Annotated in this window: 27 protein-coding genes, 2 tRNA genes and 1 pseudogene; 5 read left to right on the forward strand and 25 right to left on the reverse strand. The window is 69.9% G+C overall.

The annotated features are described in order from the left end of the window. Positions 1-52: 52 nt before the first annotated feature. Positions 53-1,270, forward strand: coding sequence for a pyridoxal phosphate-dependent aminotransferase (locus QM720_RS01870; RefSeq protein ID WP_415124473.1), 1,218 nt, complete (start codon positions 53-55; stop codon positions 1,268-1,270). Between the two features lie 1,188 nt (positions 1,271-2,458). Here QM720_RS01870 and QM720_RS01875 read toward each other — a convergent pair. The 11 genes and pseudogenes from QM720_RS01875 to QM720_RS01925 all read right to left on the reverse strand — a co-directional run. Next, the gene (locus tag QM720_RS01875; protein WP_415124474.1) at positions 2,459-2,851 is read right to left on the reverse strand and encodes an SIP domain-containing protein; all 393 of its coding nucleotides are present in this window, start codon (positions 2,849-2,851) and stop codon (positions 2,459-2,461) included. Between the two features lie 51 nt (positions 2,852-2,902). Then, positions 2,903-4,039 (reverse strand): UDP-N-acetylmuramate dehydrogenase, encoded by a 1,137-nt coding sequence (locus tag QM720_RS01880; RefSeq protein WP_415124475.1) that lies wholly within the window; start codon positions 4,037-4,039, stop codon positions 2,903-2,905. Between the two features lie 14 nt (positions 4,040-4,053). After that, complete coding sequence (locus QM720_RS01885) at positions 4,054-4,461, reverse strand: MaoC/PaaZ C-terminal domain-containing protein (RefSeq protein WP_415124476.1); 408 nt, start codon at positions 4,459-4,461, stop codon at positions 4,054-4,056. Further along, complete coding sequence (locus tag QM720_RS01890; protein WP_415124477.1) at positions 4,458-4,907, reverse strand: MaoC family dehydratase N-terminal domain-containing protein; 450 nt, start codon at positions 4,905-4,907, stop codon at positions 4,458-4,460. The genes QM720_RS01885 and QM720_RS01890 overlap by 4 nt, the downstream gene beginning before the upstream one ends. Before the next feature lie 9 nt (positions 4,908-4,916). Then, positions 4,917-5,726: a sulfite exporter TauE/SafE family protein gene (locus tag QM720_RS01895; RefSeq protein WP_415127771.1), complete on the reverse strand. Its 810-nt coding sequence runs from the start codon at positions 5,724-5,726 to the stop codon at positions 4,917-4,919. An 18-nt stretch (positions 5,727-5,744) separates the two neighbouring features. Then, positions 5,745-6,869 (reverse strand): glycerate kinase, encoded by a 1,125-nt coding sequence (locus QM720_RS01900; RefSeq protein WP_415124478.1) that lies wholly within the window; start codon positions 6,867-6,869, stop codon positions 5,745-5,747. Positions 6,870-6,910: 41 nt separating this feature from the next. Then, positions 6,911-8,965 (reverse strand): ABC transporter ATP-binding protein, encoded by a 2,055-nt coding sequence (locus QM720_RS01905; protein WP_415124479.1) that lies wholly within the window; start codon positions 8,963-8,965, stop codon positions 6,911-6,913. 31 nt (positions 8,966-8,996) lie between these two features. Further along, the gene (locus tag QM720_RS01910; RefSeq protein WP_415124480.1) at positions 8,997-10,724 is read right to left on the reverse strand and encodes an ABC transporter ATP-binding protein; all 1,728 of its coding nucleotides are present in this window, start codon (positions 10,722-10,724) and stop codon (positions 8,997-8,999) included. Positions 10,725-10,818: 94 nt separating this feature from the next. Continuing rightward, on the reverse strand, positions 10,819-11,295 hold the full coding sequence (locus QM720_RS01915; protein ID WP_415124481.1) for a RidA family protein: 477 nt from the start codon (positions 11,293-11,295) through the stop codon (positions 10,819-10,821). Positions 11,296-11,308: 13 nt separating this feature from the next. Continuing rightward, entirely contained in the window at positions 11,309-12,487 is a 1,179-nt protein-coding gene (locus QM720_RS01920; protein ID WP_415124482.1) for a MalY/PatB family protein, read from the reverse strand. A gap of 103 nt (positions 12,488-12,590) precedes the next feature. Continuing rightward, positions 12,591-13,247: pseudogene (locus QM720_RS01925) on the reverse strand (helix-turn-helix transcriptional regulator); the annotation flags it as partial. 178 nt (positions 13,248-13,425) lie between these two features. Here QM720_RS01925 and QM720_RS01930 point away from each other — a divergent pair. Together QM720_RS01930 and QM720_RS01935 are read left to right on the forward strand one after the other, a co-directional pair. Then, a complete protein-coding gene (locus QM720_RS01930; protein ID WP_415124483.1) occupies positions 13,426-15,066 on the forward strand; it encodes an APC family permease in 1,641 nt (546 codons plus the stop codon). Positions 15,067-15,183: 117 nt separating this feature from the next. Further along, the gene (locus QM720_RS01935; RefSeq protein WP_415124484.1) at positions 15,184-16,773 is read left to right on the forward strand and encodes a phytoene desaturase family protein; all 1,590 of its coding nucleotides are present in this window, start codon (positions 15,184-15,186) and stop codon (positions 16,771-16,773) included. A 468-nt stretch (positions 16,774-17,241) separates the two neighbouring features. Here the strand turns inward: QM720_RS01935 and QM720_RS01940 are convergent, their stop codons facing one another. From QM720_RS01940 to QM720_RS01995, 12 genes are all read right to left on the reverse strand, one after another. After that, the gene (locus QM720_RS01940; RefSeq protein ID WP_415124485.1) at positions 17,242-17,559 is read right to left on the reverse strand and encodes an HNH endonuclease; all 318 of its coding nucleotides are present in this window, start codon (positions 17,557-17,559) and stop codon (positions 17,242-17,244) included. Positions 17,560-17,674: 115 nt separating this feature from the next. Beyond that, on the reverse strand, positions 17,675-18,988 hold the full coding sequence (locus QM720_RS01945) for a phage major capsid protein (protein ID WP_415124486.1): 1,314 nt from the start codon (positions 18,986-18,988) through the stop codon (positions 17,675-17,677). A gap of 12 nt (positions 18,989-19,000) precedes the next feature. Continuing rightward, positions 19,001-19,396, reverse strand: a complete 396-nt coding sequence (locus QM720_RS01950) for a helix-turn-helix domain-containing protein (RefSeq protein ID WP_415124487.1) — start codon at positions 19,394-19,396, stop codon at positions 19,001-19,003. Beyond that, positions 19,393-19,605 carry a hypothetical protein gene (locus QM720_RS01955; RefSeq protein ID WP_415124488.1) on the reverse strand — a complete coding sequence of 71 codons (213 nt, stop codon included), beginning with the start codon at positions 19,603-19,605 and terminating at the stop codon, positions 19,393-19,395. The genes QM720_RS01950 and QM720_RS01955 overlap by 4 nt, the downstream gene beginning before the upstream one ends. Beyond that, positions 19,602-19,877 (reverse strand): WhiB family transcriptional regulator, encoded by a 276-nt coding sequence (locus tag QM720_RS01960; RefSeq protein ID WP_415124489.1) that lies wholly within the window; start codon positions 19,875-19,877, stop codon positions 19,602-19,604. The genes QM720_RS01955 and QM720_RS01960 overlap by 4 nt, the downstream gene beginning before the upstream one ends. Next, on the reverse strand, positions 19,874-20,143 hold the full coding sequence (locus QM720_RS01965; protein ID WP_415124490.1) for a hypothetical protein: 270 nt from the start codon (positions 20,141-20,143) through the stop codon (positions 19,874-19,876). The genes QM720_RS01960 and QM720_RS01965 overlap by 4 nt, the downstream gene beginning before the upstream one ends. Beyond that, on the reverse strand, positions 20,140-20,958 hold the full coding sequence (locus QM720_RS01970) for a hypothetical protein (RefSeq protein ID WP_415124491.1): 819 nt from the start codon (positions 20,956-20,958) through the stop codon (positions 20,140-20,142). Before QM720_RS01970 ends, QM720_RS01965 begins: the two co-directional genes overlap by 4 nt. A gap of 1 nt (position 20,959) precedes the next feature. Then, a complete protein-coding gene (locus QM720_RS01975) occupies positions 20,960-21,466 on the reverse strand; it encodes a helix-turn-helix transcriptional regulator (RefSeq protein ID WP_415124492.1) in 507 nt (168 codons plus the stop codon). Beyond that, positions 21,466-22,110, reverse strand: coding sequence for a tyrosine-type recombinase/integrase (locus tag QM720_RS01980; protein WP_415124493.1), 645 nt, complete (start codon positions 22,108-22,110; stop codon positions 21,466-21,468). Before QM720_RS01980 ends, QM720_RS01975 begins: the two co-directional genes overlap by 1 nt. Positions 22,111-22,113: 3 nt before the next feature. Then, on the reverse strand, positions 22,114-22,779 hold the full coding sequence (locus tag QM720_RS01985; protein ID WP_415124494.1) for a hypothetical protein: 666 nt from the start codon (positions 22,777-22,779) through the stop codon (positions 22,114-22,116). Between the two features lie 3 nt (positions 22,780-22,782). After that, the gene (locus QM720_RS01990) at positions 22,783-23,067 is read right to left on the reverse strand and encodes a hypothetical protein (protein ID WP_415124495.1); all 285 of its coding nucleotides are present in this window, start codon (positions 23,065-23,067) and stop codon (positions 22,783-22,785) included. An 83-nt stretch (positions 23,068-23,150) separates the two neighbouring features. Continuing rightward, a complete protein-coding gene (locus QM720_RS01995; protein ID WP_415124496.1) occupies positions 23,151-23,372 on the reverse strand; it encodes a helix-turn-helix transcriptional regulator in 222 nt (73 codons plus the stop codon). 126 nt (positions 23,373-23,498) lie between these two features. Between QM720_RS01995 and QM720_RS02000 the strand changes: the two genes are divergently transcribed. Then, the gene (locus QM720_RS02000; protein ID WP_415124497.1) at positions 23,499-24,143 is read left to right on the forward strand and encodes a helix-turn-helix domain-containing protein; all 645 of its coding nucleotides are present in this window, start codon (positions 23,499-23,501) and stop codon (positions 24,141-24,143) included. Further along, entirely contained in the window at positions 24,115-25,323 is a 1,209-nt protein-coding gene (locus tag QM720_RS02005) for a tyrosine-type recombinase/integrase (RefSeq protein WP_415124498.1), read from the forward strand. Before QM720_RS02000 ends, QM720_RS02005 begins: the two co-directional genes overlap by 29 nt. Positions 25,324-25,402: 79 nt before the next feature. On the opposite strand, the gene QM720_RS02010 is transcribed toward QM720_RS02005, so the two are convergent. Next, a tRNA-Met gene (locus QM720_RS02010) sits at positions 25,403-25,476 on the reverse strand. A gap of 23 nt (positions 25,477-25,499) precedes the next feature. Continuing rightward, positions 25,500-25,571 (reverse strand) — tRNA-Thr (locus QM720_RS02015). Positions 25,572-25,593: the final 22 nt, after the last annotated feature.

Consider the following 25,593-nt stretch of genomic DNA (forward strand, 5'->3'; position numbering starts at 1 on the left):
GGCGCTGCTCGATGGCCTGCCGGGGTGATCGCCCGCGGGTACGCTGGAGGGCGTGACCGAACGCGCTCCACTGTCCCGCAAGCCCAGTGTCTCCAGAAAACTCAGTGCCATCGCCGAGTCGGCGACCCTCAAGGTCGACGCGAAGGCGAAGGCCCTGCAGGCCGCCGGCCGCCCCGTCATCTCCTACGCCGCGGGAGAGCCCGACTTCGCCACGCCGCAGTTCATCGTGGATGCCGCCGCCGAGGCCCTGCGCGACCCCGCGAACTTCCGCTACACGCCGGCAGCGGGCCTGCCGGCGCTGCGCGAGGCGATCGCCGCGAAGACGCTGCGCGACTCGGGTCTGGAGGTCTCCCCGACCCAGATCATCGTGACCAACGGCGGCAAGCAGGCCGTGTACCAGGCGTTCCAGGCGGTCGTGAACCCCGGCGACGAGGTGCTGCTGCCGGCTCCCTACTGGACGACGTACCCCGAGGCGATCGCGCTGGCCGACGGCACGCCCGTCGAGGTGTTCGCCGGCGCCGACCAGGACTACAAGGTCACCGTCGAGCAGCTCGAGGCCGCCCGCACCGACCGCACCACGGTGCTCGTGTTCGTGTCGCCGTCGAACCCCACCGGCTCGGTGTACACCGCCGAAGAGACCCGCGCGATCGGGCAGTGGGCGCTGGAGCACGGCATCTGGGTGATCACCGACGAGATCTACCAGAGCCTCGTCTACGAGGGCGCCCGCGCGGTCTCGATCGTCGAGGCCGTGCCGGAGCTGGCCGGCCAGACGATCCTCGTAGGCGGCGTCGCGAAGACCTACGCCATGACGGGCTGGCGCGTGGGCTGGATGGTCGGCCCCGCCGACGCGATCAAGCTCGCCGGCAACCTGCAGTCGCACCTGAGCTCGAACGTCAACAACATCGCGCAGCGCGCGGCGCTGGCCGCCCTGTCGGGCCCGCAGGACGAGGCCGAGCAGATGCGGCTCGCCTTCGACCGCCGCCGGCACCTCATCGTGTCGGAGCTCGCGAAGATCCCGGGCGTGCGGGTGCCGAACCCCCTCGGCGCGTTCTACGCGTACCCCGACGTGACGGGGCTGCTCGGCCGCGAGTGGGCCGGCACGACCGTGCACACGTCGCTGGAGCTGGCCGACCTCATCCTCGACGAGGCCGAGGTCGCCGTCGTGCCCGGCGAGGCCTTCGGCCCCTCGGGCTACCTGCGCCTGTCGTACGCCCTCGGCGACGATGCGCTGCTGGAGGGCATCCAGCGCCTGCAGCGCCTGTTCGCCTGACCCGCGCCCGCGCGCCCGCGCGCCTCGCGGGTTGCGAAGTTGGCAACATCCGGGCCCAACCCGCCGGATCACCCCCAAAGCCGCCAAGTCTGCGGCGCGGCGCCCCCGCGCGGGTTGCGAAGCTGGCAACATCCGGGCTCAACCCGCCGGATCACACCGAAACGTGCCAAGTCTGCGGAGTCGCGGGACCACCCCGAAACGCGCCAAGTCCGCCACGCGGCACGCCCGCGCGGGTTGCGAAGTTGGCAACATACGGGCTCAACCCGCCGAATCACCCCCAAAGCCGCCAAGTCTGCGGAGTCACCGGATCACCCCGAAACTCGCCAAGTCCGCCGCGCGGCACGCCCGCGCGGGTTGCGAAGTTGGCAACATACGGGCTCAACCCGCCGGATCACCCCCAAAGCCGCCAAGTTTGCGGCGCGGCGCCCCCGCGCGGCGCGCGAAGCTGGCAACATCCGGGCGCAACCCGCCGGATCACACCGAAACGTGCCAAGTCCGCCGTGCGACACCCCCGCGCGGGTTGCGAAGCTGGCGGCACCCGGGCCCAACCCGCCGAATCACCCCCCAAAGCCGCCAAGTCTGCGGAGTCACCGGATCACCCCGAAACACGCCAAGTCCGCCGTGCGATACCCCCGCGCGGGTTGCGAAGCTGGCAACATCCGGGCTCAACCCGCCGGATCACCCCCAAAGCCGCCAAGTTTGCAGCGCGGCGCCCCCGCGCGGGTTGCGAAGCTGGCAACATCCGGGCCCAACCCGCGCAATCACCCCCAAAGCCGCCAAGTTTGCGGCGCGGCGCCCCCGCGCGGCGCGCGAAGCTGGCGGCATCCGGGCTCAACCCGCCGGATCACCCCCAAAGCCGCCAAGTTTGCAGCGCGGCGCCCCCGCGCGGGTTGCGAAGCTGGCAACATCCGGGCTCAACCCGCCGGATCACCCCCAAAGCCGCCAAGTCCGCCGTGCGGCGCCCCCGCGCGGCGCGCGAAGCCGGCAACATCCGGGCCCAACCCGCCGGATCACCCCGAAAGCTGCCAAGTCTGCGGGGCGGCGCCCCCGCGCGGGTTGCGAAGCTGGCGGCACCCGGGCCCAACCCGCGGGATGACACCGAAAACTGCCAAGTCCGGGGGCGGGGGCGCGGGATGACACCGAAACGTGCCAGGTGTGGGGGATGCCGGGGGCCGGGGCCGCGGCGGATCAGTCCGCGCCGACGAGAGCCTTCGCCATGCGTACGACGTGCGGCGAGGTGCGCGGGCCGAGCCACACCGTGCACGGGACGACGAACGCGGGGTCGCTGCAGGCCCACTCCGCGCACCACGCGTGCACGGCCAGTCCCAGGCGCGCACCGCGCCCTCCGGCGGGATGGCTGGTCCCGGGTTCGCCGCGCACGAGCCAGATGAGGCTCGCGTGCGGCGGCAGATCGACGGCCGGCAGCGGTGCGCTGGCCTCGATGAGCACGGTCACGTGCGTCGTGCAGGGCACCTCAGCGGCCGCCTCGGCGATCGCGGGCAGGTCGGCAGGGTCGCCGGCGAACAGCACGGCCCCGTCAAGGTTCTGCCAACACGGAGCGCAGCGGTATTCAAATCCCATGCCTGAAGTTTAGGTAAGCCTTACCTCAGTTCGCAAGGAACGGCATCCCCGTCACAGTTCGACGCCGACGAGCACGGGCTCGGGCTGCAGGATGAGGCCGTACTCCGACTGCACGCGTTGCTGGATGTAGCGGGCGAGCTCGGCGAGCTCCCCCGCGGTCGCACCGCCGCGGTTCGTCAGGGCAAGGGCGTGCTTGGTCGACAGCGCGGCGCGCGAGCGCGGCAGGTGGAACCCCTTGCCGAGCCCGGAGTGCTCGATGAGCCACGCGGCGCTGACCTTGACGTCGGGCGCGGGCGCATCGGGTGCCGGAGCGATGCCGGCGTACGAATCCAGCGGGATGACCCGCACCTGCTCGACCTCGACCTTCAGCGGCCACCGCGGACATTCCGGCGGGAGGGTCCGCGCGAACGCCGCCGACACGATCGCGTTCTGGAAGAACGACCCGGCGCTGTGCGTGTCGGGGTCGGCGTCGTCGAGCACCATGCCCTTCGCGGCGCGCGTCGCGAGCACCGTGTCGCGGATCCAGCGCAGCGAGACCTCGGCGTCGGGGTCGAGCCGCAGCGCCTGGCGCAGCTGGACCCCCGGCACCGGAACGTCGCCGTGCCCGACGTCGGCGAGTTCGAGCGTGAGCGACACGATCACGCCCGTGCGGCGGGCGCCCTGACCGTAGTGCGCCTTGAGCGACGAGGTGCGAAAGCCCAGCTCCAACGCGGATGCCGGCACCGTCTCGACCTCGCCGGTGAGCTCGTCGAGCAGTTCGACCTCGACGAGCGTCTCGACGATCTCCTGACCGTACGCGCCGACGTTCTGGATGGGCGCGGCACCGGCCGTTCCCGGGATGCCGCTCATCGCCTCGATGCCGGCCAGCCCCGCGTCGACGGCGGAGGCGACGAGGCCGTCCCAGTCGTGCCCGGCCTGCACGCGCAGCCGCACCGCGCCCGGCCGGGAGCCCGGCAGCCGCTCGATGCCCCGCGTGCGCACGAGCACGACGGTGCCCTCGAACGGCTCGTCCCCGACGAACAGATTCGACCCGCCGCCGACGACGAGCCACGGCTCGTCGTCGGCCCACAGCCGGCGCATCGTGGCGATCAGCTCATCACGGGTGCGGGCCTCGACCATGCGCGCGGGCGCGCCGCCCGCGCGCAGCGTGGTCAGCTGCGCGAGCGGAACGGGGGTGATCTCGGGCATCGGGAGTGCCCGCGTCACGCGGCGCGGCGCACGCGCACGTGCGCCTTGCCGAGCACCGCGGTGTCGCCGCAGACGACCGTCAGGTCGATGCGCGCGGTCTCATCGTCGAGCGCGCCCACCTTCGCGGTGACGGTGAGGTCGGCGCCGGACTCGGCATCCACCACGACGGGACGCGTGAACCGCACACCGTATTCGACGATGCGACCGGCGTCGCCGAGCCACTCGACGATCGTCTCGACGGCGATGCCCATCGTGAGCATCCCGTGCGCCAGCACGCCCGGCAGCCCGATGCGCGCGGCGACGTCGTCGCGGTAGTGGATGGGGTTGAAGTCGCCCGATGCGCCCGCGTAGCGCACGAGCGACTCGCGGGTCAGGTGCACGGTGCGCTCGGCGACGACGGCGCCCACGTCGAGATCGGTCACGCGACCTCACCTCCGATCAGCAGCACCGAGGTGGCGGTGACGACGTGGGAGCCTGCGGCATCCGTGATCTCGGCTTCGCTCGTGACCATCGCGCCCTGCCCGAACGGGCGGACGTTCGTGATGCTCAGCTGCGCGGTCAGCTCGTCGCCGGCGACGATGGGCCGCGTGTAGCGGAAGCGCTGCTCGGCGTGCACCGTCCGCTCCAGCACGATGCCCGAGTCCTCCTCGGCCAGCAGCTGCTGCAGGGTCAGATCCTGGATCACCATCGCGAAGGTCGGCGGCGCGACGACGTCGGCGTAGCCGAGGGCCTGCGCGGCTGCGGGGTCGAGGTGTTGCGGGGCGTCGGCGAAGACGGCGCGCGCGAACTCGCGCACCTTCTCGCGGCCGACGAGATACGGCGCGGTCGGCGGGAACGAGCGGCCGACCAGCTCAGGGTTCACGGACACCCCCTGATCCTATCGAGCCTCGCGCCCGGCCCGCCCGGCGCGCAGCGCGCGCAGCGCCATCTGCACGGCGATGAAGGTGAGGAACGCGGCGAACAGGATGTTGCCGACGAGCGGCGAGACGAGGGTCGCGATCCACGCGCCGAGCGCGGTGGTCGTGCAGGCCGCGACCCCGATGAGCGCGGCGGCGACCAGGTCGACGTTGTGGCGGCGGAAGTTGCCGATCGTTCCGGACAGCGCCGTCGGGATCATCATCAGCAGCGACGTGCCCCGCGCGATGAGGTCGCTCGCGCCGAACAGGAACATGAGCGCCGGCACGACGATCACGCCGCCGCCGACGCCGAGCAGCCCCGCCATGGTCCCGGTGAACAGTCCGAGCACGACGAGACCGGATGCCGTCCACAGCGTCACCGGCAGGTCGGCATCGCGCACCGGCGGGACGACGAAGAGCATGACGATCACGACGACGAGGAAGCCGACGAATCCCCAGCGCAGGGCGTTCTGCGGGATGCGGGCGAGCAGCCACGTGCCGATCTGCGCTCCGACCACCGCGCCGGCGGCGAGGATGAGCGCGGGAATCCAGGCCACCGAGCCGTGCAGCGCGTAGGAGACGACCCCGACGGTCGCGGTGGGCACGATCGCGGCGAGGGAGATGCCGGCCGCCCGGCGCTGATCGAGGTGCAGGAGCAGCACGAGCATCGGCACGATGACCGTGCCGCCGCCGACCCCGAACAGGCCCGACAGGAGCCCGGCCCCGAGGCCGATGGCGAGGCAGCTGACGATGAAGCGCGCACCGCGCGGTGGGGGCGGCGATTGCTGCAGGTCGGGCACGCCCTCATGCTAGCGCGGCGGCATCCCTCTCCCCGACCGGCTGCCCGCCGAGGTCGATGCCAGGCGCGCACCGGCGGCCCGCGCCCACCGCGCGGGGAAGCGCAGCGCGGCCTCCGAACTGCCGGCCAGCTCGACGAGACCGACCGCCGGTACCCCGGGATCCTCGCGGAGCACCCCGGCGATCACCGCCGTCGCCTTTCCCGCGGTCGCCGCCCGGGTCAGCACGTTGCCGACGAGCTTTCCCCGCCGGCTCTGCGCGTCGAAGGCGCCTTCTCCGGTGATGACGAGGTCGGCGAGGGCGATCCGCTCGTCGAGCCGCGTGAGGCGCGCGACCTCGTCGGCGCCCGGCACGATCGCCGCACCGTACACGGCGGCGAAGCCGAAGGCCGTGCCGCCGGCCGCGCCCGCCCCGGCAGTCTCGGCATCCACGCCGAGATCCGCGCCGAGCACGTCGGCGAGCCGCGCCAGAGCGCGATCGAGGATCCGGACCTGCACCGGGTCGGCACCCTTCTGCGGTCCGAAGACGGCGGCGGCACCGGCCGCGCCGGTCAGGGGCGATGTCACGTCGGTGAGGAGCCTGACCCCGCCAGGGATCGGGAGCAGGCCCGAGAGGTCCACGGCATCCAGCTCCCGCAGGCCGATGCCGCCATCGGGGACCTCGCACCCCCGCGCGTCGAGCGCCCGCATCCCCAGCGCGCGCAGGGCTCCGACGCCGCCGTCGGTCGACGCACTGCCGCCGAGCCCGATCCAGACCTCGGACATGCCCGACTCCACGGCGGCGCGCACCACCTCGCCGAGCCCCCGCGTCGTCGCGCCTCTCGGGTCGAGTTCGCGCATGAGCGGAAGACCGGACATCTGCGCCAGGTCGACGACGGCGACGCCGCCGGGAAGCTCGACCCACTCGCCGGTGACCTTTCGGCCGTCCGGCCCCGTGACGGCGGCCACCTCGTGCACGACCGCGCCGGCGGTGGCCGCCGCGATCACCTCGGCCGTGCCTTCGCCGCCGTCCGCGAGGGGCAGCAGATCGACGGTGTCGCCGGGCCGCACCGAACTCCAGCCGGCGCCGATGGCGGCGGCCACGGCCGGTGCGCCGATCGACCCCTTGAACGAGTCGACCGCGACGAGAACCCGCATGGCGCTCCTCTCGGTCTCCGCTCGGCGAGCGGGTGCGCGGTTCAGGGCGACGCAGTCTCCGGCGCCGCTCCCGGGTCGTGATCCCCCGCGACCGCCCCGTCGTCGCCGGTGGCCGCCTGCGCGAACTGCGAGCGGTACAGGCGCCAGTAGGCGCCCTCGGCCGCGATGAGCTCGTCGTGCGTGCCCTGTTCGACGATGTCGCCGTGCTCCATCACGAGGATGAGGTCGGCGTCGCGGATCGTCGAAAGCCGGTGCGCGATCACGAACGAGGTGCGCCCCTCGCGCAGAGCCGCCATCGCGTGCTGCAGCAGCAGCTCGGTGCGGGTGTCGACCGAGCTCGTCGCCTCGTCGAGGATCAGGACGCTCGGCTCGGCCACGAAGGCGCGCGCGATCGTGATGAGCTGCTTCTCGCCGGCGGAGACGTTGGCGGCATCCTCGTCGAGGATCGTGTCGTAGCCGGCGGGCAGCGAGTGCACGAAGCGGTCGACGCGCGTGGCGACGGCGGCGTCGACGATCTGCTCGTCGGATGCCGACTCCTTGCCGTAGCGGATGTTGTCGCGGATCGACCCCGCGAACAGCCACGGATCCTGCAGGACCATCCCGGTCCGTGCGCGCACGTCATCACGCGTGAGGGCCGCGATGTCCTGTCCGTCGAGCAGGATGCGCCCGCCGTCCAGCTCGTAGAAGCGCATGAGGAGGTTGACGAGCGTCGTCTTCCCCGCGCCGGTCGGGCCGACGATGGCGACGGTCTGCCCGGGCTCGACGCGGAACGACAGGTCGCGGATGAGCGGCTTGTCGGGCGAGTACGAGAACGCGACGTGCTCGAACTCGATCACCCCGCGGCCGTCCCGCAGCGCGGGGGCGTCGGCGGCATCCGGATCCTGCTCGTCTTCGTCGAGCAGTTCGAAGACCCGCTCGGCCGAGGCCGTGCCCGACTGGACGACGGCGGCCATGCCGCCGAGCTCCGACAGCGGCTGCGTGAACTGCTGCGAGTACTGGATGAACGCCTGCACGTCACCCAGACGCAGTTGGCCCGATGCCACCATGAGCCCGCCGAGCACCGCGATGCCGACGTAGCTGAGGCTGCCGATGAACATCATCGCCGGCATCATCAGGCCGGAGAGGAACTGGGCCGTGAACGCGGCCTGGTAGAGCTCTTCGTTCTCCTTCTGGAACTTCTCCCGCGCGTCCTTCTCGCGACCGTAGACCCGCACGAGCGCGTGACCGGAGAACGACTCCTCCACGCGCGCGTTCAGGCGCCCCACCTTGCGCCACTGCAGGTTGAAAGCCCTCTGCGAGCGCGGGCCGATGACCCCGAAGATGACGCCCATGAGCGGCAGGGCGACGAGTGCGACGATCGTGAGCTGCCACGAGATCGAGAACATCATGACGATCACGCCGACGACGGTGAGCACGTTCGTGACCGCGGTCGACAGCGACTGCTGCATCGTCTGGGTGATGTTGTCGATGTCGTTCGTGACGCGCGAGATGAGCTCGCCGCGCTGCACGCGGTCGAAGTACGACAGCGGCAGCCGGTTGAGCTTGGCCTCGACGTCTTCGCGCAGCCGCCACATCGTGCGGACCATGATGACGTTGATGACGTAGCCCTGCAGCCATGTCAGCACCGCCGAGGCGACGTAGATCGCGAGCACGGCCGCGACGACGTGGCGGAGCCGGTCGAAGTCGACCCCGGCGCCGACCTGGAAGTCGTTCATCGCGGCGATCAGGTTCGCGATGTCGGTCTGGCCCGCCGCGCGGAGAGCCTCGACGACCTGTGCCTGCGACGTGCCGGCCGGGAAGTTCCCCCCGAGGGATGCCGACACCACGCCCTCGAAGATGACGTTGGTCGCCTCGCCCAGCACCTTCGGCGCGATCACCGCGAGCACGACGCCGATGGCGCCGAGCACCGACACGAACGCGAACGCCCACTTGAACGGGGCGAGGAGGCCGATCATCCGGAAGAAGCTCTCGCGGAAGTTCGCGGCCTTGCCGGGCTTGACCGAGTCCCAATCGCCGGAGTTCAGCCGCGCCTGCTCGGCGAGCTCGGCCTCGTAGCGCTCCTCCTCGGAGAGGGCTGCCGCGTCCGGGGCGCTCATGCGTTCACCTTCCTCATTGCGCGACGCGCGTTCATGCGTCCACTCCCAACTGCGACTGGACGATCTCGCGGTACGTCTCGTTCGTGGCCAGCAGTTCGTCGTGCGTGCCCGACCCGACCATGCGGCCGTCGTCGAGCACGATGATGCGATCGGCGTCGGTGATCGTCGAGACGCGCTGCGCGACGACGATCTTCGTCACCTGCGGCAGTTCTCGCCACAGCGCCTGGCGCAGCCGCGCGTCGGTGGCGACGTCCAGCGCCGAGAACGAGTCGTCGAACACGAGGATGTCGGGGCGGTGCGCGATCGCGCGCGCGATGGACAGGCGCTGACGCTGACCGCCCGAGACGTTCGTGCCGCCCTGGGCGATGCGCGCGCCGAGGCCGCCGGGCATCTCGGCGACGAAGTCGGCGCCCTGCGCGATGGCGAGCGCCGCCCAGAGCTCGTCGTCGCTGGCCTCCTCGCGCCCGAAGCGCAGGTTCGACGCCACGGTGCCGGTGAACAGGAAGGCCCGCTGCGGAACGTAGCCGATGCCCTTCCACATGACGTCGAGGTCGGCCTCGCGCACGTCGACCCCGCCGACGCGGACGGTGCCGCCGGTGACGTCGAACAGCCGCGGGATGAGCGAGACGAGCGTCGTCTTGCCCGAACCGGTGGAACCGACGATCGCGACGGTCTCACCGGCATCCGCCGTGAACGAGATGCCCTGCAGCACCGGCGACTCGGCGCCCGGATAGGTGAACGACACGTCGTCGAACTCGAGCGCGCCCGGGGTCGGGAACGCGGCGACGGGATGCTCGGGACGCGCGAGCGCATCGTTCGACTCGAGCACCTCGCCGATGCGGTCGGCCGACACGGCGGCGCGCGGAATCATGATCGTCATGAAGGTGGCCATGAGCACGCCCATGAGGATCTGCCCCACGTACTGCATGAACGCGAACAGGGTGCCGATCTGCACGTGACCGGCGTCGACCTGGATGCCGCCGAACCAGATCACGCCGACGACCGTGACGTTCAGCACGAGCATCGCGAGCGGGAAGATGAGCACGAACAGCGAACCGACCTTGCGGCCGACGACGAAGATGTCGGTGTTCGCCGCGCGGAACCGCTCCTCTTCGACGCGCTCGCGGACGAAGGCGCGCACGACGCGCACGCCGGTCAGCTGCTCGCGCATGATGCGGTTCACGTTGTCGAGACGGTCTTGATAGCGGCGGAACAGCGGCACCATCCGCGCGATGACGAGGCCGCCGACCAGCAGCAGCACGGGCACCGCCACGCCGATCAGCCAGCTGAGCCCGACATCCTGCTGCAGGGCCATGATGATGCCGCCGATGGCCAGCAGCGGCGCCGTGACGAGCATCGTCGCCCCCATCATCGCGAGCATCTGCACCTGCTGCACGTCGTTCGTGTTGCGCGTGATGAGCGTGCCGGCGCCGAACGCCGAGACCTCGCGCTCGGAGAAGCCGCTCACCTTCTCGTACACGTCGCGGCGGATGTCGCGGCCGGCGCTCATCGCGGCCCGGGCCGCGAAGAAGGTGGCGATGACCGAGGCGACGATCTGCCCCAGGGCGATTGCGAGCATGAGGAAACCGCGCGACCAGATGTAGCCGGTGTCGCCGGTCGAGACGCCCTTGTCGATGATGTCGGCGTTCAGGCGCGGCAGATACAGCGAGGCCATCGCCGACGCGAACTGGAAGACCAGCACCGCCAGCAACCACCACGGGTAGGGCCGCAGGTAGCGGACCAGGAGCTTTCCGAGCATGCGAGATCTTCCGTCCAGGAGCAGGGACGGTCAATGCTAACGCCGGGTTCCGACACGGGCGTTCCGGACGGGTCCGCCGGCGGTGCGGGCGGACTCAGTCGCGGACGAGTCTGACGACGAGTTCGACCTCCACCGCGGCGTTTCGCGGCAGCGACGCCGCGCCGATGGCGGAGCGGACATGCTCGCCGGCAGCGCCGAAGACCTCGTGCAGGTACGCGCTGGCGGCGTTCATGACGGCCGGCTGATCGTTGAACCCCGGCGCCGACGCGACGAACCCGGTCATCTTCACGACACGCTCGATTCGCCGGCCCGCGGCTGCGGTCGCGGCGGCGGCGAGCGCGTTGGCCGCGCACGCTCGCGCCGCCATCGCCGCCTCCTCGACGGCGATGTCTCGTCCGACGAGACCGACGGCCGTCAGCGCGCCGTCGACGAGCGGAAGCTGCCCGGAGGTGTAGACGAGATCGTCCACGACGACGGCGGCCGCGAACGACGGGGCGGCACCGGCCGGCGCGGCCGCGATGCGGTGGAGGTCGGCGACGGCGATGCCGGGCGTGGCGTCGATGATGCTCATGGCCACTGCGTCCTCAGGCCGCGGCGGGGGTGCGCAGCGAACGACCGAGCGATCGGACGATCTGCTCGAGGATCGGCCGGGGCGTCGCGTAGATCAGGCGGGTGAAGCCCGCGCCCGCGACGCCGCACATCGTGCCCTCGGTGAGCGTGATGCCCGCCTCACGGCCGAAGAACTCCGCGGGCCGATCGCCGCGTCCGATGCCGCGGAAATCGATCCAGCCGACGTACGTGCCCTCGGGCACCGGCATCCACGCCTGGGGAATCTCCTCTTTCAGCAACTCGACGAGCCGGTCGCGGTTGCCCTGGAGATACGGCACGAGGTCGGCAAGCCACTGATCTCCGTCGCGGAACGCCACGGCGTTCGCGATGGCTCCCAGGTTGCTCGTGCCGTGGCCGGCGAACAGGCCGATCCGCGCCCAGGTCTCGCGGTCGTGGTCGTTCGTGAGGATCAGCTGGGCGCACTTGAGCCCCGGCAGGTTCCACGCCTTCGACGCACTCATCGCCGTGATCGTGTGCGCTGCCGCTGCCGCCGAGACGGTCGCGTAGGGGACGTGCACCGATCCGCTGTAGACGAGGGGGGCCCAGATCTCGTCGGAGAAGACGCGACCGCCGTTGCGCTGGACGACCGTGGCGATGTCTTCGAGCTCCTGGCGGCTGAAGACGCGACCGACGGGGTTGTACGGGTTGCACAGGATCAGCAACCCTCCACCCTCGTCGAACGCGCGCTGCAGGGCGTCGAGGTCGAACTCGTAGCGGCCGTCGCGGACGACGAGCGGCAGCTCTATGACCTCGCGTCCGCGCAGCGGCGGGACCATCAGGAACGGCATGTAGGACGGCGTCGGCACGATGATCTTCGATCCCGGCTCCGAGCAGTGCTCCATCGCGAGTTCCAGGCCCATGATGACGTCGGGGACCGCCCACACGTCCGAGGGCGCGACCGTCCACCCGTATCTGCGCCCGACGAACGAGGCCGTCGCTTCCGACAGGTCTGCGGCGATGCCCTTGGGCATGTACCCGAAGGCACTGTCGTCGACCGCACGGTGCAGCGCGGCGGTGACGTGCGGATCGATCCCGAAATCCATCTCGGCGACAAACGCACCGATGCTGCCATCGGTCGCCGACCACTTGGAGGCGCCGGTGGCGCGCAGCGATTCGATCGTCGTGGCGTCGATACGACGCGCGAACTCGGTCATGCTGATTCCTTTCCCCCGAGGCCTGCGCGCCGTCGGAGATCTCGTTCAGGTAGTTGTAGATCGTGAACCGGCTCACGCGCAGGGCCGACGCGGCCTTGTCCGCGGCGCCTTTGAGCATGAAGAATCCGCGCAGCTCCAGCTCGCGGACGATCTCGATCTTGTGCTTCTTGCGCATGAGTTCGACGGGGATGCCGGATGCCGCCGTTGCGCGCGCGATCAGGTGCATGGCCAGTTCGTCGACGTCCGCCGTGAACAGTTCCTCGGAGTCGCCATCGAGCGCGGATCCGGCGTCACGCATCGGCTCGGTCGCGGCCGCTCCCGCGAGCATGAGCGCAGAAAGCTGATGGATCGCCTCCCACCCCGAAAGGTCGCTGTTGACGCACACCGCGGCGATCGGTTCGCCGACCGAACCGCACACGATCACGGTGGACGAGCGCAGCCGCCGGCCGTCCGCGAGACGCGTCTCGTAGCCGATCCGCGTCTGCAGATCGCCACGCCGGGCCGCGGCGAGCAGCAGGTCTGTGGCGGGGTCGCCGACACGGCGGTGCGTGAGATCGCCGTGGATGGCGACGATGGAGTTCGGCAGCTTGCCCAGATCGTGCACGAGCACTTCGCTGTGGGGCGGCAGGGCGCTGCCGAGCGCGTCCACGAGCGAGCTGAGCAGACGGATCAGCAGGCTCCTCTCGTCGGCGGTGCCCCTGCTGCCGTCGTGCGATGCCAGGCCGTCGTGCGACACCGGGCCGGGGCATGTCTGCGCCATTTCTGCCTCCTCCGCGATGCGTAATCAGAGATTTACACAAACTGTTGTGAGATTCAATTTCACGTTGATACGATCTGCCTGTCAACACCTCGTTTATGCGTTCCACGAATTGTTGCACCCGAGCACCAGGGCCGCGAAGCGTTGGACGGCCCTGCTGAAACCGAACGAAAGGGCATCCATGTCTTCCGCCTCGACAACAGATCCCACCAACAACGTCGAACCCATCACGATCACAGCCGCCGTCATCGACGAACAGGATCGGCACTTCAAACGACGCGTCGGCTGGCTCTCGCTGGCTCTGCTGACGTTCACCGGAATGGTCGGATCCGGGTGGCTGTTCGCGGCGCACTACGCCGCAGGCATGGCGGGACCCGCCGCGCTCGTCTCCTGGTGCATCGCAGCCCTCGCCACGACGATGGTCGGTCTCACCTTCATCGAGCTCGGGGTGACGCGTCCGATCGCCGGCGGAAACACGCGCTGGCCGTCGATGCTCTCGGGCCCGTTCATGGGGATCATGATGGGCTGGGTGCTGCTGCTGCAAACGGCATTCGGCAACCCCAGTGAGGCATCCGGACTACTGCAATACGCGAGCAACTGGTGGCCGCAGCTGGTCAGCGACGGCAAGCTCAGCATGATCGGACTCGTGATCGCCGCACTCGTGCTGGTGATCTTCACCGTCCTGAACTGGTTCGGCGTCCTCCTCATGACGCGCGTGAGCAACGCGATCACCGTCTTCAAGATCGTCGTCCCGCTGCTGACGATCGTCCTGCTGCTCGCGTCCGGGTTCGATTCGACCAACGTCGCGACCGGTGGCGGGTTCGCGCCGTACGGAAGTGCCGGCATCCTCTCCGCCGTGATCGGCGCCGGCATGATCTACTCGTTCGGCGGCATCCAGACCCCCGCCGTGATGGCCGGGGAGTCCTCCAACCCCCGCCGCAACATCCCGCTCGGCACGTTCATCGGTTTCGGCGCGGCATTCGCCCTGTACCTGCTGCTGCAGATCTCGTATCTGTGGACCGTGCCGTCAGAACTGCTTGCGGAAGGCGGATGGAGCGGGATCAACTTCGACTCGCCGTTCGCACAGCTCGCCACGTTGCTGAGCCTCGGCTGGCTTGCGCAACTGCTGCTCGTCGATGCCGTCGTCTCCCCCGCCGGCAGCATGCTGCTCGGTATCGGCCTCGGTGCCCGGCAGACCTACGGGATGGCGCAGAGCCGGCTGCTGCCGAACTGGGTTGCCAACGTCAGCGTGAAGACCGGCATCCCCGCCAACGCGCTCGCCGTCAACCTCGTCATCTCGCTCATCTTCCTCTTCGTCTTCCAGTCGTGGCAAGGTCTCGTGGCATCGCTCGGCTTCTTCTTCGCCGTCGGCTACTCAGTCATCGCCGTCGCGGCGGGCGTGAGCAGCCACGACCCGCGGCTGAAGGCGCAGCCGTGGATGAAGAGGGGCATGGGCGTTGTCGCACCGCTGTCCTTCGTGATCTCGGGCCTCATCCTGTTCTGGTCGGGGTGGAACCAGGTCTGGCTCGGCGTCGCGTTGTTCGCGATCTCGATCCCGATCGCCATCTTCGTGATGATGCGCGACCGCAAGGTCTTCACGCCCGCGCTGCTGCGCCACGGCATCTGGTTCATCGCCTACATGGCGCTCATCCTCGTCGTCTCGGCCGTCGGATCCTTCGGCGGAGCGAACATCATCGGCGAGCCGTGGGACTCGATCCTGGTGGCCGTGGGGTCGGCGGTCTTCTACGCCTGGGGCCGGCACGACTCCATCACGTGGCTGCGCTCGCAGGCAGCGGAAGAGGCGGTCGGCGTCTACTACTGACCGGGCCTGCCCGACCTCGCCGCGCCGGACGCCGCGGCGAGGTCGGGCAGGAGCACGCGCGGTCGATGCCCACGCCGGACGCCGACACCGTCGGAGCCCGGTCGCTACCCTGGCAGCATGACCCAGAACTCCCTCACCCACGATGTCGTGATCGTCGGCGGCGGCCACAACGGCCTCACCGCCGCGGCCTATCTGGCGAAGGCGGGGTGCTCGGTGCTCGTGCTCGAGCGCCTCGGGTCGACCGGCGGCGCGGCCGTCAGCGCCCGCACGTTCGCGGGGCTCGATGCCCGGCTCTCGCGCTACGCCTACCTCGTGAGCCTCATGCCGCGCCGCATCCAGGACGACCTCGGCCTCGACATCCGCCTCGCGCGCCGCCGCTACGCGTCGTACACGCCGGTGCCCGGCGACCCCGCCGGCAGGGGTCTGCTCATCGACCGCACCGACCCGTCGGTCACCGATGCGTCCTTCGCCGCGATCGGCGCGCCCGACGACGCGGACGGGTTCCGCGCGCTCTACGACGACACGACCCGCGTCGCCGAGGCACTGTGGCCGAGCGTCACCGAACCGCTGCCGACGCGCAGCGAGGCCCGCGCCGCGGTCGGCGACGACGAGCTGTGGCACGCCGTGTTCGAGCGACCGATCGGGGAGTTCATCGAGTCGCACGTGCGCGACGACCTCGTGCGCGGCGTCGTGTTCACCGACGCGCTCATCGGCACGTTCGCGACCGCCGGCCAGACCGACCTGCAGCAGAACAAGTGCTTCCTGTACCACGTCATCGGCGGCGGGACCGGCGACTGGGACGTCCCGATCTGCGGCATGGGCACCGTCACGACGCAGCTCGCGGCGGTCGCGCGCGCCGCCGGCGCCGAGATCCGCACGGATGCCGAGGTCACCGCCATCGACCCCGACGGCACCGTCACCTTCCGCACGCCGACCGGGCAGGAGCAGGTCTCCGGACGGCACGTGCTCGCGAACGTCGCCCCCGCCGTGCTCGACGAACTGCTCGGTACGCCCGCGTCCGACCGGCAGGCGAAGCCGCGGGGCGCGCAGATCAAGGTGAACCTGCTCCTCAAGCGCCTGCCGCGACTGCGCGACGCCTCCATCGCGCCGGCGGCGGCCTTCGGCGGCACCTTCCACATCAACGAGACGTACACACAGTTGCAGACGGCGTATGACGAGGCGGCGACGGGCGAGATCCCGGCATCCCTCCCCTGCGAGATCTACTGCCATTCGCTCGCCGACCGGACGATCCTCGGCGACGAGCTGGCGGCCACCGGCGCGCAGACCCTGACCGTGTTCGGGCTGCACGTGCCCGACGGCTCCGTCGTCACGCCGGAGAACAACGAGGCGCAGCGCGAGCGCCTGCAGGCCGCGGTGCTGGCGTCGCTGAACTCGGTGCTGGCCGAGCCGATCGAAGATCTCCTGATGACGGATGCCGCCGGCCGCCCCTGCATCGAGGCCAAGACGACGCTCGACATCGAGCGGGCGCTGCACATGCCCGGCGGCAACATCTTCCACGGCCCGCTGTCGTGGCCCTTCCTGGAGGACGACGCGCCGCGCGACACTCCGGCGCAGCGGTGGGGCGTCGCGACGGCGCACGAGCGCATCCTCGTGTGCGGGTCGGGTGCGCGGCGCGGTGGCGCCGTCAGCGGCCTGGGCGGCCACAACGCCGCCATGGCCGTGCTGGAGGAGCTCGCGGGAAGCTGACGCGACGGCAGCGCTGGGCGGCATCCGCCGTATTGTCCGCGGCGCCAGCCGTACTTCGGGAGGAAAAGCACGCTCGGGAGGATGGATGCCGGGGTTTTCATCCTCCCGAACGGCCAGCCCGCACGGCTCGCGCAACGACGAAACGCCCCTTGCGGGGCGTTTCGTCTGTAGCAGGAGCGGGGCTTGAACCCGCGACCTCACGATTAGGTCGGCCCTTCTATCAGGGGTTTGTGCGGGGTATCAGACAGTAGCGTCCCCCAGTCATGGGGCGGTCAAGCGATATCAGCCCGACCCACGCCTTCGCTCCCAATGTGCGGGGTTTGTGCGGGGTTGGCATAGCCCCTGTGCACACGAGTGAGCCGTTACTCCAGACATCTCGTACGCAAAAAAAATGATCGAGGCGCGGGTCTTCTATACTCACTGACGGGAAAAAACTCCCGACCACATACGTATTCCGCACCCACCGCGCTACCTGTCGAGCGCTTCGGACGATCGCTTCACGCGTCCGCGCGAGGTCACGACGACACGCGCGCGACCGACACGCGCAGGACTGGTCACGGTCGCCCGGGCGAGGGCGCGAAGCCGGTTCGACTTCCTCACGTTGCAGCCCAGATGCGCGGGCCGCAGGTTCGACGGATCGAACGGGTCGCCGTCGAACTGCAGCTCGATGATGTGATCCAGGCTCGGGCCGTGCGGATGCATCGTGCGGCGCAGGAATGGGAGCGGAGGGGGATGATGCTGCGCACCCCTCTGGGATTCTCGCCCGGGCTGGGTGCGCAGCATCATGGTTGCGCGCAGGTCCGATGTGGAGTTGCCCTTCCTTTCCCCTGTGCCGCCGGGGGTGGTGCATCAAGCGCGAGGAGAAGCACCTGGTGGCTGGGGTGAGGTTGACGCGCGGGCGTTAGGTCGCGGAGTGCTTGAAGGTCTTGACCGCGTTCGGGTCGATGAGCGCACCGTCGATGCGTGCGAGGCCGCGGTAGGTGATGAGGTCGCGGTCGAAGCCGACGTGCTCGCTGCGGTCGAGGCGGATGCTGGCGACCTGGCGTACCCAGTATCGGGAGATGTCGCCGAACAGCACCGACGTCGCGTTGGGCGCGATAGCGGGCATGTTTGGGTCGATGTACACGGGCTTGCCGAGGATCGTGCCGGCGGAGCCGGAACCGGGGATGACGTCGGAGTTGAACACGTAGTCGCCCTGCGAGGTCTTCAGCTTCTTGATCGCGGCGAGGGTCGTGCCGCGCATGAGCCATGCTGCGGCCTTGCTGCGCTGGTACGGTTCCGCGAGCGATGCGGCGAGGTCGATGAGCAGGTCACCGCCTTGCCCGGCCGTGGACTGGTTGCCGAAGCTCGTCGACGTGCCGGTCGGCCCGGTGATGCCAACGGTTGCGCCGGTGAGGATGCCGGTGGGCTTGCCGGTGCCGTCGCCGGTGATCGCGTGGACCCCGAACCCGTTGCCGATCGCCATGCCGACCTGTGTCGAGATGAATCCCTCGAGGTCGAATCCGGCGTCGTTGGCGAGCTCGTGGGAGACCTGCAGCATGAATCCGTACTTGTAGGCGTTGAGGGTGAGGCGTCCGAACGTGGGGTCGCTGGTCGGGATGACGGTGTTCTCTGCCACGATCGACGCGGTCGACAGGGCAGACACTCGGGGAACGACCAGGTCCTCGCCAGTCTCGCTCGAGATGATGGTGGCGCCGGCGGCGAGGATCGCGGAGCTTTCGACCATCGACATGACGAGCTGGTTCCAGAACGACGTGCGGATCAGTCCCCCGCCGGACGATGTGACGAGTGTGCGCCGCTCGATGCCCGGCTGGTAGCCCGACCGCATCTCGCGGCGCGGTGCGGTGAAGGTCAGCGGCTCGTTGCTGCGGGTGCGGATCGCGTTACGCAGCTGCGCGCCGATGCCACCCTCCTCTTCGAATGCACGGGTGTCAGCGTTGCCCACGGTCTCGTGAGCGAACCGGAGCGCGTCATTCTCCACACGGATCTGTTCTTCGGTGCGCGTCTCGTACGCGGTGCGGACGGAAAGTTCGCGCAGACGGAGCTCACCCTGCGCCTCGACGTCGCGGACTCCCTCGAGCAGAGTGCGCTCGCTTTCGGTGAGGCTGTCGGGGTCGGTCTCGGCTCGCTTGATGAGCGCGGCGTGCTTCTTCGCGCGGGCGGTGGTGCTCCGTTCGACGTCGGCGGCGGTCTTGCCCGCGAATGTGTTGGCCATGCTGTGTTCCTCTCAGAGTGTGGTGAGACTGTCGGCGGGGATCTGCCAACGGCCGCCGGAGAGTCGGGCCCCGAGGATGCGCCCAGCGGTGCAGCGCTTGCGTACTGCGCGTTCTGTGATCCCGAGGCGGGTTGCGGCTTGTCCGGTCGTGACCCATCGTGCAGCGGGTTCCGCATGGTTCGCTGGCGGGGTTCCGGGTGCGGAACCGGTCCCAGTCGCGTCGGGGCGTGCGTGCTTGTCGACGGCGCGGATCGCGGCGACGCACGCGTCGACCTGGTCGTTCGCTCCGCGGTACCGCTGGTAGACCTCGAGCATGTCGGTGTACCCGACAAGGAACCGGCACATCGTCGGGGTCAGCATCACGACCGGCGCGCCCGGCACGATGTACCGTTCAGGATTGACCGTCACCCGTGGCCGCCGTCTTGCTGCACGAGCTCCTGCCAGCGTGCGAACTGGGCGGGCGTCACCGTGAAGGCGATCAGCTGCAGCAGCCGCCCCACGCAGTCCTGCAACTCGTGGAGATCCATCGCGACGATGACGTCGGCGGTGAGCGGGTCGCCGCCGGTGAAGGCTCGCACGAGTGCGATCGCGTCGTCGGATGGTCGCGGGTCGGTCACGGCTTCTCCTTGGCGGGGTAGGTGCGGCCGCCCCAGATGCCGGCGGCGGGTCGGGTTTCGTCGCCGTACGCGCGGCACAGCGGTCGTAGGGGGCACCTGTAGCAGCGGGACATCGTGAGGTAGTCGACCTCCTGGAGGGCGAGCTCGTCGTGGTCGGCGGTGAACCGTGGGTCGTCGGCGCACGGGGGCGGTGTTGCCGAGGCGGCGAGCGCTTCGGTGAGTGCCGTGTAGGCAGGGGAGGTCGCCGGCGGTCGGCCGGGCCGGTTGCTCATGCTGTCGCGCCGATCGTTCGGGCGTCGGCGACGTTCTGGGCTCCGCAGAGGACGCAGATGCCGTCGCCGGCGAGGACCTTGTGTCGGCCGGTGGCGCAGTCGAACGGGGACGGCTCGGCGGTCGGCGCCGGGGTGGCGGTGTCGACTTGCAGCGCGGGTTGCAGGTGGCGGGCGTCGGTGACACCGCGGCGGCCGCAGAGGACGCAGATGCCGTCGCCGGCGAGGACTTTGTGGCGGCGGGCGCGGCAGTCGTAGATCGTGGTCATGCGGGTATCCCGATCTCGATGAGGGAAGCGGCCGCGTCGTCGGCGCGGATCTCGCAGTAGACGCAGCTGCCGTCGCCGGCGAGCTGGTGGGGCTGGTTGTCGCAGACGCGGCGGCCGTTGACGACGCGGTAGGTGCGTCGGGACGCGGCACGCTTCGCCGCGCGAGCGCCGCGGCTCGCGGCGCGGTCGGCGACTCGCGCGGCGCCGCATGCGGCGCACGGTGCGGTGTGCGGGCCGTGCTGGTGGTCGTCGCACTGCGCGGGGTACGGCTTCGGCGAGCGCTCGCCGGTGGTGGGGATGGGATCGAGGGTCTCGCGCGCGTGCGCGCGTGTGTGCGCGTGCGCGGGCGCACGCGCTGGTGTGTTATTCCTTGTTACTCCGGGGGCCATGGTTGGCCCCCTTTCCGGCCTCTGGTGGCCCCCTTCTTCGTCGTAAGGGGGCCACTGGTGGCCCCCTTCTTCGTCGTAAGGGGGCCACTGGTGGCCCCCTTGATAGGAGAGGCTGTAGCGGGGCGTCAATCCCCGATGGGCCCGAGACGGGGCACCGACCGCGTCGGCAGCGATTAGCGCGCTGAGCGCGCGCTGGACGCGCGCGCGACCCGACTTGTTGTTGTCGTCTTCGATGCCGAGCGCGTCGAGCAGGGCGGCTCGGTGCTCGCTGTAGGTCGGCTGCGGGTCGTCGTCGCGTGCGCGCTGCGCCATGCGGACGAGCACGGCGACCTCGAGCGGCCCGAGCTGCCGATCGTTTTCAGCTCGGGCACGCTTGTTGTGCGCGCTCACGAACGCGAACGCCTCTTCGACCAGCCGGTAGCCCACGTCAGCCCTGCGGTCCTTCGATGCTGACCGTGGTGCTGTGTAGCCACTCGTCGACGTGGCGCTCGTGGTACACGATCGTGCGGCCGGCTTTCGCGTAGCGGGGCCCGCGGTGCTGTTCCCGCCAGCCGCGCAGCTGCCGGACGGTCAGCCCGGGCACGTGCTCGCACACCTGAGCGGGTGAGAGCCAGCGGCCGCCGGGCACGTGCACCTGGTGCGGTTCGGTGTCGGCGGTGAGCCGCCAGCTGCGGGCCTTGTTCCCACGGTGCGACCTGCCGGCGATCGGGTCGACCTCGATGAGCCCGACCACGGTCAGCTGGTGCAGCGCCGCGTACACCCACATCCTGCCGATGCGGCGGCCGCCGGGGAGGGAGTCGGCGAGCGCCTGGTAGTCGGCGAACACGCTGTCGTGGACGGCGGAGCCGCGTTGCACGATCACCCAGTAGACGAGCGCGAGGTCGACGGGGATGAGCGAGATGTTCGCGGACGGGAGGTCTTCGTGCCAGACCATCAGATCTCCGCCCGTGGTGGTCTCGCGGCGTGCTGGGGGATGCTGCGGGACGGGAGCCGGTGGATGCCGTCGCGCATGAGCTTCTCGGAGACGCCGGCGTAGATCTGCGTCGAGCCGAGCGACTCGTGCATCATGAGCTCCTGGATGACGCGGATGTCGACGCCGGCATCGACGAGACTCGTCGCGAACCCGTGACGCAGCGACTGCGGTGTCAGCTTCGGGTCGGTGATCCCGGCGCGGCGGATCGCGTCGCCGATGAGGTCGGTGACGGCCGGGCCCGAGATGTGACCGGCGCGGCCGGCGCGGGCGGGGAACCAGACCGCGAACCGGTAGAACGCGGCGAGCGCTGCCCGGGTCGTGTTGCGGGTGCTGTTCTTGATCCCGTCGCGGCCGATGTGGATCCGCAGGTCGGCGGTCGTCAGCTCGAGCAGCGGCCGGCCGATCGCCGCGGCCGTGGTGCGCAGCAGAGAGTCGTACGTCTTCAGCGTCTTCGGAGACCAGCCGCGGGCGCGCGTGTCGGCCGCGAACCCGGCGAGCGCGGCCCTGTCGGCGTCGAACGAGCCAGCGCCCGGGCCCCAGAGCAGCCGGGCGCGTTCCGACGCTGTTGCGGGGCGCGGGGCGTCGACGTGGCTGAGCGATGTCATCGTTCAGCTCGCGATCTCGATCGGCACGTGCGGCGTCGTGTCGCGGTAGAGCGCGTTGGCGTGGGCGCATGCCTCTGCGGCGTGCTGCAGGTCTGCGGCGAAGCGTGCCGTGTCGGCGGCGGTCCCGTAGAACTCGTCGGCGTAGACGTCGACGTACCAACCGCGGCCGTCCTCATCGTTCACGTCCATCGCGACCTCGATGGAGTAGCCGGCGGCGGGGGCTTCGCGAAGGATCGTCAGCGCGACGTGCTTGTCGTCGCCGCCGTGCCAGCTCTCAGGGCACACGTCGACGTCGCAACGCTGGACAGCCGGCGAACTCTCGTGGATGCGCTCATGACGGGTCAGAGTGTTCCGGTAGTCCAGCGCGCCGTCGACGGCGCGCCATCCGATAGCTGGACCCCGCCACGGGTGGCCGCACGAACGCACTTCCCGAGCTGCGGCGCGGAAGTCCTCGAGGTCCGTGGTCACGGCGCCCTCGAGGAGTTCGATGACGATCGCGTCGACGTCGCCCACACGCTTGATGCTCAGCCGTGCGGCGTCGCGGTAGCGCTTGCCGTCGCGCTCGACGATGGAGACGCGCTGCCCGGTGGTCGTCATCGTGACGACGATCGGCAGCCCGTGCCGCTCGTCCGCGGTGTACACGTCCCGCAGGTCGATCAGGTTTCCCATCGGTCAGCCCTCCAGCTCGCGCAGCTGCGCGTCGACGTCGACCGGGCGCCGCAGCTGCCGGGCGCGGCGTGCGGCGGTGCGAGTAGCGCGGCCTAGAGCTGCGGCGAGCGCTGCGGCTTCGTGGGGGAACAGGGCGAGGTCGAAGCCGGGGCCGGTGAGGCGGACCGACTCGATGCTGTCGTCGTGGGGCAGCGTCGTCGCGGTGACGATGAGGGCGCCGCCGGCGAACCTCGCGTCGACGACGATCGTGTCCGGTTCGGTGTCGGTGGTGTTCTGTAGGGTGTTCATTGATCTTTCCTCTCTCATGGGTTTGGTCACTGGCCCCGGCTCGACCCCGGGGCCTTTCTCATGCCGGCGGACGATCGCGCGGCTCATGCGCTCGCCGCGATCGGCTGGTCGGCGCTGCCCCCGGCCTCGAGCGAGTCCAGCCAGGCGAGGACGTCGCTGCGGCGGTAGAGCACCCGCCCGCCGGCCTTTCGGAACTTCGGGCCGGAGCCTTCACCCGCCCAGCGCGCGAGTGTCGCGAGGGAAATGCGTGTGAGTTCGGCGACTTCGGCGCGGGTCAGGATCTCCGCGGGGTCGGTCGTTGTCATGTGCGGACTCCTAGTCTCAGAATCAAGTATCCAACTGCTGGATGCCTCAGAAGATAGCAGGGTTTCCACCATTTGGCTACTTCATCCGATAGGGTCGGCGATGTGCAGGGTGAAGACACGATCGGAATGCGGGTGCGCAACCTGCGTGAAGCGCGGGGGCTGTCTCAGGATCAGCTCGCGCGGCGGGTGCGGTCGTATGGCCTCAACTGGACGACTTCCCGCGTCAGCGAGCTGGAGAACGGACGTCTGGAGCCGACGCTGCAGACGCTGCTCGTGGTTGTTGCCGCTCTCACGACGGGCGGGAGGAACCTCGTCGTGACATCGCTTCGCGATATCGTGCCGAGCGATGCCGTCGCGATCACAGCTTCGTGGAGCGCCAACCTCTCGGACCTCTGCCTACTCTTCGACTCGGATCGTGCGGGGGACGCGGAGATGGATTCAGTGCTCCCTGATGCCGAGAAGCTCAACCTCGACGTGGAGAAGGTGGTTGCGACGGTGAAGTCGATGCCGCCCGGGATGTCGTTCAGACGGGCAGCCGAGCTGGAGCTGGAGCCTACGTCGCTCGCGGAGAACCGCGCGGCGAGACGGCTTGGCATCAGCGCCAACGCGGTCAAGATGTGGGCCAACTCGCTGTGGGCGCAGTCGCTCGACGAGAAGGCTGCCTCGGATGCTGGCGACATGAGCGCGCAGCGCCGCGGGCACGCGACTCGCCGACTCGTCAAGGAGATCGAGGAGGCCATTCATGCCGCGGCCGCGGACTCCGCTCAGTAGCTACGGCAGGATCACGATCGATGCGGTCGCGTACGCCACCGCATCCGATGGCGGCCGGCGGCGCCTGGTTGTGCTTGAGCCTCCTCCGGCGGACCCTCGGGCACATGGCCTGTGGCGGGCTCGTACACGGTTTCGGTTCGAGGATGGGCGGCTGCGTCAGGTCGAGCGCTTCGGCGCTTCGAGGGCGAAGGCAGAGGCCGCGCTGAAGCGGGCGCTCGCCGACGCGCAACTGTCGACGGGCGTCGAGGTGCGGCGGGAGACGAGCATGCGAGATCTCTCGGCGCGGTTCCTCGCGTCGAAGGCTGACCGGGCACCGCGGACGATCGAGGCGTACACGTACAGCGTGGAGCGGGTCATTCTGCCGCGGCTAGGCGATGTGCGGATCATGGAGGCCACGCCAGAGAGGCTGCAGCGCTTCCTTGATGCCGTGCGCCTCGAGCACGGGGCGGGCGCGGCGAAGACGGCGCGGGCGGTGCTGTCGGGGATGATGGGGCTCGCCACTCGCTCGGATGCGATCAGACAGAACCCTGTGCGCGAGCTCGCGCTCGGAAAGGCAAAGGCGAAGGGCGCGACGGCCGTACCGCTCGACGAGCTGCCGGCGCTGCTGGTGGCGGTGCGCGGTGATGAGAGGATGCGGGAGCTTGACCTTGTCGACGTCGTCGAGTTCGTCGCCGGCACGGGCGTTCGGATCAGCGAGGCCCTGGCGTTGGCATGGGAGGATGTCGACCTCGGTGCCGGCGTGGTAACGATCCGGGCGAATGTGGTGCGCGCGACTGGGCGTGGTGTCATCCGGCAGGATCACTCGAAGACAGACGCCGGCAGTCGTCGGATCACGCTGCCAGGCGTGCTCGTGGGCGTCCTCGGCGATCGGCGCGTGCACGGCGGGCCGAACCCTCATGGGCTGGTGTTCCCCACGGTGCTCGGCAATCTGCGTGACCCCAGGAACACGGCACGCGACTGGGCTGCAGCACGGGACAGGCTAGGGCTGGCGGCGTACACGTTCCACAGCTTCCGCAAGACGGTAGCGACGGCACTCGATCAGGCGGGACTATCCGCGCGGGATATTGCCGAGTACCTCGGGCATGCAGACCCCTCACTCACGTTGGGCGTGTACATGTCGAAGACGGTGGGCGGGTCGAAGGCGGCGAGCGCGCTGGATGCTGTGATGGGTCGGGAATGAATGTGCGGGGTTTGTGCGGGGTCGGCGGACCCTCGAACACGAGAATGCCCCGGAGATCGTTGAGATTCCGGGGCGTCTGTAGCAGGAGCGGGGCTTGAACCCGCGACCTCACGATTATGAGTCGTGCGCTCTCACCAACTGAGCTACCCTGCCGCGTCCGGCCGAAGCCGGAGACGAGCCCCGAGTCAGGATTGAACTGACGACCCCTTCCTTACCATGGAAGTGCTCTGCCACTGAGCTATCGGGGCATGCTGCCCGCGAGCGGACACA

Origin of the sequence: Microbacterium sp. (genome assembly GCF_047602155.1) — a bacterium.
Lineage (GTDB): Bacteria > Actinomycetota > Actinomycetes > Actinomycetales > Microbacteriaceae > Microbacterium.